Below are 13,337 nucleotides of genomic sequence, written 5' to 3' on the forward strand. Positions count from 1 at the left end.
GAGGTTCTCCGGTGCAGGTCTTGTGGGGGTACGGCAGGACGGATGCGGCTTAGGCGTCTTCCCGGCCGGGATTTTCCAGCCGGAAGAAATTTGATTGTTGGCCGTCGCTGCGCTGTTCCTGGTAAATGAAACTCAGTCCCCGGGAGTCGAAGGTTTCAAACCATTCCTCCCAGCTGATGTGGCGAAGCTTGTCGTTTTCACCGCCGAAATCGATCCGCAGCACACCGAGATGGTCACCATGTTCAGTGCCTTCGACAGTGGCGGGAACGCCGTCGCGTTCCTCCGCCCACTGCCTGATGACTTCGTGGTGCGTGGTGACCAGGCTGCGGCCCTCGCGCTCCGGCTCGTCCTCCGGTGAGGTGACCTCCTGCGAGTACTTCAGGGATTTTGATGACTCCGGGCCAGTGCGGACCTTTCCGCCATCCGGTCCTGCTCCCAGATCTTCTTCGTCCCGGTCCGCGTCAGCTTCGCGCGTGTTGTTGCCTTTGTCCTGTGCCATGACGGCCATCCTTTCCCCTGGAGGTAACTAGTAAGTCTACTTACTATGGAGCCTCCGGACCAGCCTCCATGTCAAGGGCAGGGCTCGTGGCCGCTGGGGATCCTGAGGCCCGGAACGGCTGGCGGCGCGGGCGCAGCACGGCGTAGTAGCCGGGAATCCGGCTCTGGGCGGGCACGCCGGTCACTGGATTCGTTTCGATGGCGACATCGCCGTCCTCCAGGAGCTCCCAGGCCTCCCCTGGCAGGATGCTGGATCGCTCTTCAGGGCCAAAATGGCCCGGCATCGGCAGTTCGCGGATGGCCCGTTCGAGGGGTGCCGGGATGTCTTTGGCTGTTGCGCCCAGATGCGAGACGTAGTCCAGGGGGTTGCCCTGGAAGTTCGTTTCGGCAAGGAAGACCGTGCCGCCGCTGCCTGCCAGGACCCGAAGGTTCTTCACCAGCGCTGCCTGGTCGGCAGGATTCAGGACGTGGAGCACACCGCGGATGAACACGTTGGCGCCGCGTTCACCGGCGAGCCCGCGGGCGGCACCGGGCGCTGTCATATCCCGGGCTTCGAAATGGATGCGCCCGGCCAGGCCTGCCTGCGCTTCCGACTCCGCGCGTGCACGCGCCACCGCATGGGCGGACACGTCCACACCAACCACCTCGCGGAAGGTCCCTGCCAGCGCGCGGGTAAAACTGCCGTGTCCGCAGCCCACATCAACCAGGGGAAGTTCCGGATCCACATGGCGCAGCAGCACGTCACGGTAACCGAGGAACTCGTGGTCACGGCCCGAATCCCACAAAACCTCGCCGCCCGGGCCGGTGGCCCTGATGCCTGCCCAGTATTTGTCCCACGCCAGGCGCCGGTCCTTGGGCGCAGAACGGGACAGCCGGGCAAGCTTGGGGATCATCAGGTACTTCCGCCAGGAGGAGCGCACCGATTTCGCTGGAGAGGACACAGCCCAAATATATGTTGCGCATGGTCCACGCAGCAGTTTGAGGCCTGGCGGCGGTGCGTCGGCGTCCGCGGAGGGGGCCTCCTTCCGTCACGCTGGGGCGATGTGCAGCTTCCAAGGGAGCATCCGGGGTGCGCCGCCCTACAATGTACTCAACTGGGAGCGAAGGGGGCATTGTGGCGGCTGATTTGCCGTGGGACCCGTCTGTGCCACGCACCGCTTATGTAGCGGACCCCGACGACGGGCGGCTGGCCCTGAATGCGCGCGCACTGCGGGAAGCTGGTTATGAAGTCCGCACCGCGCGTGATGCGGACGGCCTCGCCCGCTTGCTGGCTGCAGGCGAACCTTCCGTCATCGTGGTGGACACGTCCTTGTCCGCGGTCGAAGCCGAGGCGCCAGTCCTGGTGATGGTGGATCTGGACAGCCCGGCCGAACTGGCAGCCATGCAGCCTCCCGGCGTCCACGACTGCATCGCCAAACCCCCGCCGCCCAAGGAACTGGTCCACCGGGCCACGTCCCTGATCAGCCAGGTGGCCCGGCGCAGGATCGCCCGGCAGGAGGCTGAGGCGCTGCGCGAACAGCTCCGGCAGGTTTCCGCCGCAGTGCGCGGAACCAACGATCCCCAGGAGATCGCCGGCCATGTGGTCGCTGGCTTCGGGCGAACGTTCAAGGCAGACCACGTCCGGCTGACCACGTTCGAGGACGAGCGGGTTCCCCCCATCACCGCCGCATGGACCAGGCCGGGCCTTGAACCGCTGGCTGACACCGCGCTGCCGGACGAGGACTCCGCCCGGCAGACGGCCGACATGCTGTGGGCCGGGGCCGAAACGTTGAGCTCCTCCGAGGGGTCCGAAGAGGACGGGCAAACAGGCGAGCCCGGAGGCAACCCGCGCCCTGGCCCTGCGGCCTCGCTGCTGGCGGTGCCGATGGGTGAAGGCAGCTCCTCGCTGGGCATCATCTGGATCGCGATGCTGGACGAGCCGCGGCAATGGTCCCGCGCAGAGCTTGGCCTGATCCAGCACGTGGCCGGCAATGCAGCACACGGGCTGATCCAGAGCCACCTGATCAGCAGCCAGCAGCAGGTGGTCAAGCAGCTTCGGCAGCTGGACAAGGCGAAAACCGACTTCCTCGCCACAGTGAACCACGAGCTCAGGACCCCGCTGACGTCCATCATGGCCTACCTGGACATGATCCAGGAAAGCACCGAGCAGCCCGTATCGCCCGAAGTCCACCAGATGCTGGACATCGTGGTCCGCAATACCGAGCGGCTCCGGATGCTGATCGAGGACATGCTCAGCGTGTCCCGCAATGGCCTCGAAGACAATCTGATGCATCTCACCCCGGTGCGCCTGGGCCAGACGCTGGACCTGGTGGCGGGGGCCCTGCGGCCCCTGGCCCAGCTGCAGAATGTCACTATTGCGGTGGATCCTGCACCGGAGGACCCCGAAATCCTGGCTGACGAGGTGCAGCTGCAGCAGGTATTCACGAATCTGGTGTCCAACGCCATCAAATTCACGCCAAGCGGCGGCCGGATTGAGGTGGGAAGCGAGTCCCATGCGGCGGCAGACGGCACCCGCTGGGCAACCGTCAGCGTGGCTGACACCGGCATCGGCATCTCCAGCGAGGAAATCGACCACGTTTTCACCAGGTTCTACCGGGCGTCCAATGCCATGTCCGGAGCCATTCCCGGAACCGGGCTGGGGCTGGCCATTACCAAGGACATTGTGGCGCGGCACGGCGGCCGGATCGACGTGGCCTCCACCCTGGGCTCCGGCACCACCGTCACAGTGAGCCTTCCACTGGATACTGACCGCAACCGGGCCAACTGAGCGCGGGAGGAGGAACCGATGTTTGCCGACAACGACCCCCGGCTTTCGCAACTGCTCGAAGGCATTGTGCGGCTGGCGTCGGGAGACCTCAATTCACGGATCAACGTTTCTGAAGCCCGCGACGAACTTGATGCCATCATTATGGGCACCAACCTCCTGGCCGAGGATCTTCAGATCATTTACGAGGAACTCGAACAGCGGGTGCAGGTACGCACCCAACTCCTGCACGAAGCCCACCTGGAAATGCAGAAAATGGCCATGCAGGACCCCCTGACCGGCCTGGCCAACCGCTCTGCGCTCATCGACGCCTTGAGGGCTGCCATCGAGGACAGTGCGGATGAGGGGCCCGTGATCCTGTTGATGGACCTGGACGCCTTCAAGTCCATCAACGACAGCCTCGGCCACACCGCCGGCGACCAGGTACTGGTCACCGTGGGCGAACGGGTCCGCGCGGCGGTGCGGGACACGGACGTCGTCGCCCGGCTGGGCGGGGACGAGTTCGCGATCGTGATGCCGGCGGTCTCCGCCGACCAGGCCGCCATCGCGGGGCACCGCATCCTGGCGTCGCTGAATGACCCGATCGAGCTGCCGGGGAGGAGCGTGCGCTGCGGGGCCAGCATCGGGCTGAGCGTTGGCGGCGCCGGCCAGACGCCCGAGGACATGCTGATGGAGGCCGACGTCGCCATGTACGCCTCCAAGGCTGAGGGGCAGAACAGGCTCCACCGGTTCGAACCCGGCCTGCTGCTGGTACGCAGGCTCCGCAGCCAACTGGTGGAGGACCTCCGCACCGCTATCAGGACCGACGGATTGACCCTGCACTACCAGCCGGTAGTGGAGCTGGGCTCCGGCCGGATCGAAGGCGTGGAGGCGCTGGTCCGCTGGAACCACCCCACCCGCGGGCTCATAATGCCCGACGAATTCATTCCGTTGGCCGAGGAGGCCGGGCTGATCTCCGAACTGGGGCTGTGGGTGCTGCGGGCCTCGGTGCGCCAGCTGCGGGAATGGATCGCCGGACAGTTCGTGGACCAGCGTTTCTCCGTGCGGATCAACATCTCCGCCACGGACCTGCAAAGCCTCCAGTTCATTGAGGATGTGCGGAACGTCCTGAAGGAAACCGGCGTCCGGCCCGAACAGGTGGTCCTGGAACTGACCGAGGTGGCCATCGTCAAGGGCAATGAACTGGACCGTTACTCGCTGGGCGGGCTGCGCGGCCTCGGCGTCGGGATCGAAATCGATGACTTCGGAACAGGCTATTCGTCCATCAGCTATCTGCGCCGCTTGCCGGTGGACCGCGTCAAGGTGGACCGCTCGCTGATCGACGGCCTTGGCACCGATCCAGGCCAGCCGGCACTTGTGGCGGCTGTCCTGCAACTCATCCGGGCCTGCGGCCTGGAAGCGGTCTGGGAAGGGGTCGAAACCGCGGAACAGGCGGAGATCCTCCGCGGCCTGGGCTGCCTCAGCGCCCAGGGCTATTACTTCAGCAGGCCGGTTCCGCCGGACCAGGTTCCCGATCTGTTGGCGGCACAGCCGGAAAGCGCTAACCAGTAAGGCGAAATGTACTGCGCTTTTGTCCGCCCCGATATACGATCATCGTGCTGGGTCTAATTTTCGTCACCGTGATTTTGCGGCTTGCCAGCATCATTGGACTTTAGAAGCGGTTATAAATTGAACATCAAAGGGCCATTGGGTCATTACTTCGTCAACTGGGGGCGTAGCTAATGTCGGTTCGAGTACAGGCGTGGGGAATCATCGCCGCTGTTTTGGGGGATCCGGATCCGTCCGGGGCCGCTGTCCGGCAGCGCCTCAGCAAGAGCCTCGATGAAAATCCTGGCGTGCCCGAAAGGGCCTTGCTGGAATATCTCCTGGAAACCCGTCGCAGCGACGCCAACACCGTTGAAACGCTGGACAGTGTCCGGAAAATGCGCCTGGAACCCAGCGCTATTCCGCCACAGATTGCGGAACGTATTGACGCAATCCGCAGCATGTCCCGCATCAGCGCATTGCTTGAAAGCCAAATGCTGATGACGGCGTTCCAGCCCATTTATGGGCTGGCCGACGAAACAGTAGTGGGTGTCGAGGCGTTGTCGCGCTTTGTCAGCGACGATGGCGCGGCCGCGGAACTGTGGTTCGCCGAGGCAGCAGCCGTAGGCCTGGGCGCGAACCTGGAGTTTTCCGCCCTCGGATCAGCCGCTGCCGCAGCCCGGGATCTCCCGCAAAACCTTTACGTGTCGTTGAACATTTCACCCACGTCCTGCCTGGATCCGCGGCTGCCGGAATTGTTCGAGCACATCGACCTGCCCATCAGCCGGGTGGTGCTCGAACTGACCGAATCCGTCAGTGACGAGGAGTACCCGCAGTTCATCGCCGCCATCAACCCGCTGCGCGACCAGGGCCTGCGCATCGCGGTTGATGACACCCACCCGGGGGCCGGTGCGCTGAGCCGGATGGTGCACCTGCGGCCGGACTTCCTGAAGGTCGGCCGGAACGTCATTGGCGATGTGGACAACGACGGCATCCAGCGCGCCCTTGCCGGCTGCCTGGCGGACTTCGCTGAGCAGATCGGCACCACCCTGATAGCGGAGGGCATCGAGACAGTCGGCGAGCTCAAGGTCCTGACGGAGCTGGGCATCAGCGCCGGCCAGGGCTACCTCCTGGGCCGGCCGTCGGTGCGGCCGCAGGACTGGGCGAGCTGGAACACCCGCCTGGACATGGACGGCCTGAAGAGCCAGCTTGTGGGCCCGGAACAGTCCGGGCACGTTTCGCCGCCCAAAGAGATGCACTGACAAACGACGTGCACTGATAACGAGCTGCACTGACTCAGGCCGGCCCGGCATGGGCCGGCCTGCTTACTCGTCGTGGCCCTGGTCGCCGCTCATCTGGTCCTCGGCTGGCGGCGTCTCGCCCGGAGGCACTCCCCCGCCGGGCTCCAGCCCCGTGACGTTGCCCTCCGCCGGGTCCGGATTCGGTGAGCCTGCAGAGTCCCTGCCTCCCTGCGGACCGGCGCCCTGCAGACCGGCGTCCGGGTGAGGTTTGCCCGGCTGGTCAGGATTGGCGGGGTCGTTTTCCGGATGGTAACTGCTCACAGTATGGGTCCTTCCTGCCCGGCCGCGGCCCGTTGCCTCAGCTCTGGACTAATTGTAAGCATGCTGATAATTCTGGAAGGGTAATGCTCCGGAAAGTCCACTGGGGGCGCCGGAGCGCGATGTCGGAAGGAGCAGTCACATGGGTATCGGCGACAGCATCGGCAAGGCAGCAGAGAACGCCATGGAGGATCTGGCCGGAACGAGCGATCCCGCCGAGAAACGGGATGTTCCTGACCCCGCGGATCCCAACAGCGACGTGGAGGTCCACTCCTCCCTCAGCGAAGGGTCCAACGCCATGGAAGCCGAGAAGCAGAAGGCACCCGGACTGAAGGCCGGACCAGCGCCAGGGCCAGTCTCGGAGTCGCCCTTGGGCGGGGACGTTGACGACACCAACAATGATCGGGCGAACGACGACGGCGGGCTGGCCGGCAGTGCATCCGCTCCCGCCGGCGGGACGGAGTCGGGTGGCGGAGGCTCAACTCGGGGCGTTCCGGGGGTTTCCGGAGGATTGCCGGACAGCAACCCCGACGAGTTGAGGGCCGATCCGACCGAAGGTGACCAGGACCCCTCCACGAGCACAGGCCGGGACTATAAGGAATAGGCCAACAGGGAATAGCCCGCCCGGTCAGGACTCCTGCCGTCCGTCGGGCCACTCACCGCGTTCGCGCAGCACGTCCCGGAGCAGGTCCGCGCGGTCGGTGACGAGCCCGTCCACATCCAGCTCCAGCAGGCGGCGCATCTCAACGGGATCGTTGATGGTCCAGACATGGACCACCAGCCCCAGGGAGTGCGCACGCCGGACAAACCCGGGGGTGACCACCTCGATCCCGCCCCTGCGCGCAGGCACCTGGAGGGCGTGGACATCATGCAGGATCCGGCGCATGGCCCAGCGGAAAACAGGTCCCGGCAGCAGCCGCCCCAACACAACAAACAGGGCCACCGGAACAACGCCGGCCGACGACGCCACAGGCCGGCTCAGCAGCTTGAGCACGGCCCGCCGCCGCCGGTCCGAAAAGCTGGTCACCAGCACCCGGTGGTGCGCCTGGTGGCGTTCGATGGCGGCGGCAAGGCTCCGGACGGAGTTCCAGTCCTTGACGTCCACGTTGAGGCGCGCGCCGGGAAGCCCGGTGACCAGGTCATCAAAGGTGGGGACGGGCTCACGGCCTCCGATCTTCGCCAAGGCCACGTCGGCAGAGGTCAGGCTGGCGATGCGGCCCGCCCCGTCGGTCACCCGGTCCAGGGTCTCGTCATGGAAAACGAGCACCACCCCGTCCACTGTGGTGTGGACGTCCGTTTCCAGGTACTGGTAGCCGAGTTCGACGGCGGCGTGGAACGCGGCCATGGAGTTCTCCAGCCCCTCCCGTGAAAAACCGCGGTGGGCCATGGCGACTGGCGGCTGGGCCCCGGTGCCGGAGTGGGTGAAGAATGGCAGACTCACGTTGTGAGCGTACCGGAGCGGGAGCGCCCGCAGGGCGCTGCCGCCAAGCAGCCCCTAGTCTTCGTCCGGGAGTATCTCCACGCCGTCGCTGCAGTGCAGCAATGTACGCCCGCGGCCGCCGTCGAGGTTCACCCATACCGCGGTATGGTCGCCGGTGATCGCGTCCACCAGCCCACCCGTTTCAAAACCGGGCGTGAGGACCACGCGGACGCGGTCGCCCTGCCGGAGCTGTTTCCAGTGCGGAGCGGGCGTTGCCTTGCGCAGCGGCGCATCAGCAGCGCCGTGTTTTACAGTTCGTGCCATCGTTACCCCTTGAGCCGTAAGGGGAGGTGTTGCCCCCTGCTTCCACCTTAGGGAGCAAAGGTGAACGCCAGGTGAGCGCAGGCTGTGAAAAGGGCTTAGGGAAGCTGGACACCCAGCGAAGCCAGCCGGGCCTCGAGGACCTGGGCCACGCCGTCGTCGTCAAAATGCGGCGCCTGCTGCCCCGCTGCGAGGATGGCCTCCGGGTGTCCACTGGCCATCGCGTAGCCGTGGCCGGCCCAGCGGAGCATTTCGATATCGTTGGGCATGTCCCCAAAGGCCACAACGTCAGCGGCGTCAATGCCCAGCGAGGCCGCGTATTCCGCCAGCGTCACCGCTTTGTTGATGCCGGGAAGGCACAGCTCCAGCATCGCAACCCCCGGCGAGGAGTGCGTGACGGCCGCCAGATGTCCGACGGCGGGCCGCACCTCGGCGAGGAAGTCGTCAGGGGTGCCCTCCCGGACGATCGCCAGGAACTTGACCACCGAGTCATCCGCGGCGAGGGTTTCGGCGAGCGGCGCGGGGGTGAACTCGCTGAGCAGCTCGCTGGATTCGTTCTCGATGAAGCCGGGTTCGAGGTGGAAGCCGGTCAGGGTTTCGGCGGCGAACAGGGCGGCAGGGCGGAGCTCCTTGATGATCCGGCGGACCTCCAGCACGGTCCCGATGGGCAGCGTGCGGGCGGACACCAGCTTTTCCGTTTCGAGGTCCCAGACCACGGCGCCGTTGGAGCAAATGACGGTGCCGGTGTGTCCGAGCTGGTCCTGCAGGGGGTGCAGCCAGCGCGGCGGCCGGCCGGTGACAAAGACGAGTTCGACGCCGGCGTCGCGGCAGGCGTGGAAGGCGCGGACGGTGCGGTCACTGATTTTTCCGTCGTGTCCAAGGATCGTTCCGTCAATATCGCTCGCTACCAACCGCATCTGGCAAGTCTACGTGGCCGTCCCCTGCTAGAAGCTTGCGACGGTGAGGCCCAGGCCCAGGAGGCCGCGGCCTGCCTGCTCAAGGATCGGATCGGTGGCCAGGGTCGGATGGTTGAGCAGGACGCTGACGTCGCGCTGGATCCGTTGAAGGGGGTGTGCAAGCCGGTGGGCGCTGCCGCCGGAGCCCGCCATGATCATGGTGACAGCCTGCGCGGACGCCTCGCCGCTGAGGGCAAAGGACAGCCGGTATTGCGCCCTTTCCTCCTCGGTCATGCCCGCGCCCGATACCTGCCCCGACTGCCGCCGGTGGGACGCTGCTGACAAACGCGCCGCCTCTGCCCAGTGCAGCCGCGCGGTGGTGACAAGCCCGTAAGCCTGGGCAAACCGGGCCTGCGCGAGCGGCGAATCACCCTGGCGGTTCTCCACTGTGTTCTTGACCTTGCGCTTGAGCATCTGTCCCCGGAACAGTTCCAGGGCATATTCCGCGGCGCCCAGGGCAGCGGACGGCGCCACGATGTTCAGGAGGGTGGCCATGGGCGTATGGATCATTGGATCCGGATGGATCCGGCTGCCGGGGTTGTCCGCAGCGGCCAGCAGTGACCATTCCATGGTTCTGTGGGCGGGGACAAACAGCCCCTCGGCATGGATGTCATTGCTCCCGGTTCCCCGAAGGCCGGCGGTGTGCCAGGTGTCCACCACCTCCACATCATCAATGGGAACGAGGCACTGCAGCCTGACTTTGCTGTGCCGGGGCCCGTCCTGCTCAACTGCCAAAAGTGCCCACTGTGAGTGCAGCACTCCCGAGGCGAAGCTCCAGCGGCCCGTGATGAGGAACCCGCCAGGCACTTTCCCGGCAATACCAAGGGGTGCGCCGGTGGCGGCGGCCAGAGGGGCGGGCCCCTCGGCGAAGACTTCATCCTGGGCGGCCTTGGGCCAGCGTGCGAGCATCCAGACGTGCTCGATCAGGTGTCCAACGTTCCAGGCAGTGGAAGGGCAGCCTTGCGCCAGCCTTCGCACCACCTCGACGTAGGTGTCCACGCCCATGCCGTATCCGCCCACCCCTTTGGGGGCGAGGATCTTGAAGACGCCCGCCTCCTGCAGCTCAGCCATGGTGCTCTCGGGGATGCGCCGGAGGCGTTCCGTTTCCTCGGCGCGCTCCCGCAGCCGGGGAATGAGGGCATCAACGCGGGCGAGCAGTTCATCATGGGTGGGGATATACCCGTGCGCCTTGCTCAAAGCATGGAAGCCGGCGTCGAGGTCCAGGGGTGCGATCGCGGTGTCGTCAAGAAAAATTGTCATGTGCGGTCCTGTTCGGAAAGTGGCCGGGTTCAGGCGGGCAGGTTCAGCGTGTGCCCGGTGTGGTCCCGCTTGGCTGCCAGGTAGCGGTGGTTGGCTTCGGAGAGGTGCACGCCGGTGGGAACCTGCTCGGCGACGCTGATGCCGTGGCTGCTGAGTTGCGCCGCCTTGTCCGGGTTGTTGCTCAACAGCCGGATGGAGTCCACGCCCAGGGTGGTGAGCATCTGGGCGGCAGCGGTGTAGTCCCGTTCGTCCTCGCCGTGCCCCAGGGCAACGTTGGCTTCGTAGGTATCCAGGCCCGTGTCCTGGAGTGCGTAGGCATCCAGCTTGGCGTAAAGACCGATTCCGCGGCCTTCCTGCCGGAGGTAGAGAAGGAAGCCGCCGGTGGCCGCAACTGCTTCGACACCTTCGCGAAGCTGGGGTCCGCAGTCACAGCGTTCACTGCCGAAGACGTCGCCGGTCAAGCATTCGCTGTGGAGCCGGACCAGGGGCGCCGGCCGCCCGGGTCCCTGCTGCAGCAACGCCTGTTCCCATTCGCCCAGCGCGAGGAGCAGGTGCTCTTTGCCATCGGCCAGCCCGTGGAAGGTCATAACGTCGGCCGGGACTGTGAATCCGTCGTCGAACCGAAGCGGCACGGAGACCTGGCTCCGGACGGTTACCTTCCTTCCCGCTGCTTCCTGGGTCCACGCAGTGGCGGCATCGGCGAAGCCGGGGACGTGCTGTTCAAAGGTAGCGGTCATGTCAGTTCCTAGCGGAGGTGGTTGAATCTTCAACTAACCTTACGCCTCATTACTTGAAGCTTCAAGTCTTTTGCTGGAACAAACCGCAGGACCTCAGACTTCCGCAGGAACTCCTTGCTTCCGGCCGGTACCACCCAGCCGGGCCGTGACCTTCGCCGCCGCGGCGGCACAGGATTCCCCCAGCGCCTGGAGGCGGTCCTGCGACACCCGGAACCGCGGAGCCGGGATCAGGACCGCGGCCACCATCTCGCCGCGGTGGTCGAAGACGGGGGCAGCAAGTCCCACTTCGTCGATGGACGTTTCGCCGTAGTTGATGGCCCAGCCGCGCCGCGCGTCGTCCTTCAACCGGACGAGGTACGCGTCCAGGCTGGCTTCGTCCAGGCCTGGGTAGGTGATGGCGCCGCTGCTGAGGAGGGAACGGACACGGGGTTCGGGTTCCTGGGCCAGGAAGACCTGTACTGAGGCGCTGAAGGCATCACTGTAACGGGCGCCAAGCGGCGTGGTGTGCTTGATCTGGTGGCGGCTGGCGATCTGTTCCACGCAGATGGATTCATCGCCGCTCCACACCATCAGGGCGCTGGTTTCCCCGGTTTGTTCGGACAGCTCGCGGAGCACGGGGTAGGCCACCCGGCGCTCCTCAAGTTCCGCCAGCAGGGGCCCTGCCACGGCAATCAGCCCCAGTCCCAGCCGGAACCGGCGCGTCTCGGCGTCCCTCTCCACCAGGTGCTCCTGCTCAAAGGTGGCCAGGATCCTGGAGACTGTGCTCTTGTGCAGGCCTACGCGGTTGGCGATCTCGGTGACTCCGAGGAGCGGCTCATCCGCGGTAAATGTCCGGAGGACGGCAATGGCGTTGACGATGACGGAAGCGCCCTTGGTGTCGCCGTTGCCAGTGGTTTCGGGTTCTGTTGCGCTCATGATGTAGACCATCATTCCCTAATGAAGGCCGAAAGCGGCGCCGGTATGGTCCCGGCGCCGCCTCGGATATGGGTGCTGCCGAGCTTAGGCTCCGATGATGTTGTATTCGGGGCCGAAGGGGAACTTGGTGATGTTTTCCGCACCGTCTTCGCCCACCACCAGGATGTCGTGCTCGCGGTAGCCGCCGGCGCCGGGCTGGCCGTCCAGGACCGTGATCATCGGTTCCATGGAAACCACCATGCCCGGTTCCAGCACAGTGTCGATGTCCTCGCGGAGCTCGAGCCCGGCTTCCCGGCCGTAGTAGTGGCTGAGGACGCCGAAGGAGTGCCCGTAGCCGAAGGTGCGGTTGGCCAGCAGGCCATGGCCGACGTAGATCTCATTCAGCTCGGCGGCGATGTCCTTGCAGACGGCGCCGGGCTTGATGAGCTCCAGGCCGCGCTTGTGCACCTCCACGTTGATGTTCCACAGCTCCAGTGAGCGGGCGTCCGGCTCGCCGTAGAACAGGGTGCGCTCAAGGGCGGTGTAGTAGCCCGAGGTCATGGGGAAGCAGTTCAGGGACAGGATGTCGTGTTCCTGGATCTTGCGGGTGGTGGCCCAGTTGTGGGCGCCGTCGGTGTTGATGCCGGACTGGAACCACACCCAGGTGTCGCGGATTTCGGAGTTGGGGAAGGTCCTGGCAATCTCATGGACCATGGCCTCGGTGCCGATCAGGGCCACCTCGTATTCGGTGATTCCTGCCGTGATGGCGTTGCGGATCGCCTCGCCGCCCAGGTCCCCGATGCGGGCACCGTGCTTGATGACTTCGATTTCCTCGGCCGACTTGATCATGCGCTGGCGCATCGCTGCCTGGGCCACGTCCACCAGGGCCGCGGACGGGAATGCCGCCTGGATCTTGTTGCGGTTGTCCAGCGGCAGGGAGTCGTCTTCGACCCCGAGCCTGCGGACGCTGATGCCGCGGGTGCGCAGCACCTCCTGGATGGCGAAGATGTAGTTGTCGCGGCGCCAGTCGGTGTAGACGATGTTGTCGCCATAGCTGCGGCGCCACGGCATGCCGGCGTCGATATTGGCGGTGACGGTGACGGTGTCGTCCTTGGTGACCACCATGGCGTACGAGCGGCCAAAGTAGGTGAAGAGGAAGTCGGAGTAGTACTTGATGGAGTGGTAGCTGGTGAGGACGACGGCGTCGAGGTCCTTCTCGGCCATGATGCTGCGGAGGCCGGCGAGGCGGCGCTCGAACTCGGCGTCGGAGAAGGTGAGGCTGACCTTTTCGCCGTTCTTGAGGACCTTCAGGCGCTCCAGTTCGGCGACGGACGTTGCGTTCTCGGTGGTGATGGTCATCGTCATGATGCCTTTCTGTTGATGCATTTCTTGAGGTGAGGTTGG

The 13,337-nt window shown here is 65.5% G+C and carries 14 protein-coding genes; 4 read left to right on the plus strand and 10 right to left on the minus strand.

What is annotated here, in order from left to right; translation table 11 throughout:
* Positions 1–49: 49 nt before the first annotated feature.
* Both QRN11_RS16905 and QRN11_RS16910 read right to left on the minus strand, forming a co-directional pair.
* Positions 50–499, minus strand: a complete 450-nt coding sequence (locus QRN11_RS16905) for a hypothetical protein (protein ID WP_285313719.1) — start codon at positions 497–499, stop codon at positions 50–52.
* A 43-nt stretch (positions 500–542) separates the two neighbouring features.
* Positions 543–1,391 (minus strand): class I SAM-dependent methyltransferase, encoded by an 849-nt coding sequence (locus tag QRN11_RS16910; RefSeq protein WP_285313771.1) that lies wholly within the window; start codon positions 1,389–1,391, stop codon positions 543–545.
* 251 nt (positions 1,392–1,642) lie between these two features.
* Between QRN11_RS16910 and QRN11_RS16915 the strand changes: the two genes are divergently transcribed.
* From QRN11_RS16915 to QRN11_RS16925, 3 genes are all read left to right on the plus strand, one after another.
* Positions 1,643–3,265 (plus strand): sensor histidine kinase, encoded by a 1,623-nt coding sequence (locus tag QRN11_RS16915; RefSeq protein WP_285313720.1) that lies wholly within the window; start codon positions 1,643–1,645, stop codon positions 3,263–3,265.
* A gap of 18 nt (positions 3,266–3,283) precedes the next feature.
* A complete protein-coding gene (locus QRN11_RS16920; protein ID WP_285313721.1) occupies positions 3,284–4,813 on the plus strand; it encodes a putative bifunctional diguanylate cyclase/phosphodiesterase in 1,530 nt (509 codons plus the stop codon).
* 170 nt (positions 4,814–4,983) lie between these two features.
* Positions 4,984–6,048 (plus strand): EAL domain-containing protein, encoded by a 1,065-nt coding sequence (locus tag QRN11_RS16925; RefSeq protein ID WP_285313722.1) that lies wholly within the window; start codon positions 4,984–4,986, stop codon positions 6,046–6,048.
* A 63-nt stretch (positions 6,049–6,111) separates the two neighbouring features.
* On the opposite strand, the gene QRN11_RS16930 is transcribed toward QRN11_RS16925, so the two are convergent.
* Positions 6,112–6,348 (minus strand): DUF6480 family protein, encoded by a 237-nt coding sequence (locus QRN11_RS16930; RefSeq protein ID WP_285313723.1) that lies wholly within the window; start codon positions 6,346–6,348, stop codon positions 6,112–6,114.
* A 139-nt stretch (positions 6,349–6,487) separates the two neighbouring features.
* On the opposite strand from QRN11_RS16930, the gene QRN11_RS16935 reads away from it, so the two are divergent.
* Entirely contained in the window at positions 6,488–6,949 is a 462-nt protein-coding gene (locus tag QRN11_RS16935) for a hypothetical protein (protein WP_285313724.1), read from the plus strand.
* A gap of 24 nt (positions 6,950–6,973) precedes the next feature.
* On the opposite strand, the gene QRN11_RS16940 is transcribed toward QRN11_RS16935, so the two are convergent.
* From QRN11_RS16940 to QRN11_RS16970, 7 genes are all read right to left on the minus strand, one after another.
* Entirely contained in the window at positions 6,974–7,786 is an 813-nt protein-coding gene (locus QRN11_RS16940; RefSeq protein ID WP_285313725.1) for a glycerophosphodiester phosphodiesterase family protein, read from the minus strand.
* A gap of 54 nt (positions 7,787–7,840) precedes the next feature.
* Positions 7,841–8,089, minus strand: coding sequence for a hypothetical protein (locus QRN11_RS16945; protein WP_285313726.1), 249 nt, complete (start codon positions 8,087–8,089; stop codon positions 7,841–7,843).
* Between the two features lie 95 nt (positions 8,090–8,184).
* Positions 8,185–9,003 (minus strand): HAD family hydrolase, encoded by an 819-nt coding sequence (locus tag QRN11_RS16950; protein ID WP_091419270.1) that lies wholly within the window; start codon positions 9,001–9,003, stop codon positions 8,185–8,187.
* 27 nt (positions 9,004–9,030) lie between these two features.
* The gene (locus QRN11_RS16955) at positions 9,031–10,302 is read right to left on the minus strand and encodes an acyl-CoA dehydrogenase family protein (RefSeq protein ID WP_285313727.1); all 1,272 of its coding nucleotides are present in this window, start codon (positions 10,300–10,302) and stop codon (positions 9,031–9,033) included.
* 29 nt (positions 10,303–10,331) lie between these two features.
* Positions 10,332–11,039, minus strand: coding sequence for a GTP cyclohydrolase II (locus QRN11_RS16960; protein WP_285313728.1), 708 nt, complete (start codon positions 11,037–11,039; stop codon positions 10,332–10,334).
* Between the two features lie 93 nt (positions 11,040–11,132).
* Entirely contained in the window at positions 11,133–11,954 is an 822-nt protein-coding gene (locus QRN11_RS16965) for an IclR family transcriptional regulator (protein ID WP_142063257.1), read from the minus strand.
* 84 nt (positions 11,955–12,038) lie between these two features.
* On the minus strand, positions 12,039–13,292 hold the full coding sequence (locus QRN11_RS16970) for an aminopeptidase P family protein (RefSeq protein WP_285313772.1): 1,254 nt from the start codon (positions 13,290–13,292) through the stop codon (positions 12,039–12,041).
* Positions 13,293–13,337 lie beyond the last annotated feature (45 nt).

Source organism: Pseudarthrobacter sp. fls2-241-R2A-168 (assembly GCF_030209335.1).
Lineage (GTDB): Bacteria > Actinomycetota > Actinomycetes > Actinomycetales > Micrococcaceae > Arthrobacter.

Bases quoted from the DNA above. Each gene is read 5' to 3' on its own strand.
- QRN11_RS16905 (WP_285313719.1), bottom strand. From the start codon at position 499: ATGGCACAGGACAAAGGCAACAACACGCGCGAAGCTGACGCGGACCGG.
- QRN11_RS16910 (WP_285313771.1), bottom strand. From the start codon at position 1,391: ATGATCCCCAAGCTTGCCCGGCTGTCCCGTTCTGCGCCCAAGGACCGG.
- QRN11_RS16920 (WP_285313721.1), top strand. From the start codon at position 3,284: ATGTTTGCCGACAACGACCCCCGGCTTTCGCAACTGCTCGAAGGCATT.
- QRN11_RS16925 (WP_285313722.1), top strand. From the start codon at position 4,984: ATGTCGGTTCGAGTACAGGCGTGGGGAATCATCGCCGCTGTTTTGGGG.
- QRN11_RS16935 (WP_285313724.1), top strand. From the start codon at position 6,488: ATGGGTATCGGCGACAGCATCGGCAAGGCAGCAGAGAACGCCATGGAG.
- QRN11_RS16945 (WP_285313726.1), bottom strand. From the start codon at position 8,089: ATGGCACGAACTGTAAAACACGGCGCTGCTGATGCGCCGCTGCGCAAG.
- QRN11_RS16950 (WP_091419270.1), bottom strand. From the start codon at position 9,003: ATGCGGTTGGTAGCGAGCGATATTGACGGAACGATCCTTGGACACGAC.
- QRN11_RS16955 (WP_285313727.1), bottom strand. From the start codon at position 10,302: ATGACAATTTTTCTTGACGACACCGCGATCGCACCCCTGGACCTCGAC.
- QRN11_RS16960 (WP_285313728.1), bottom strand. From the start codon at position 11,039: ATGACCGCTACCTTTGAACAGCACGTCCCCGGCTTCGCCGATGCCGCC.
- QRN11_RS16965 (WP_142063257.1), bottom strand. From the start codon at position 11,954: ATGAGCGCAACAGAACCCGAAACCACTGGCAACGGCGACACCAAGGGC.
- QRN11_RS16970 (WP_285313772.1), bottom strand. From the start codon at position 13,292: ATGACCATCACCACCGAGAACGCAACGTCCGTCGCCGAACTGGAGCGC.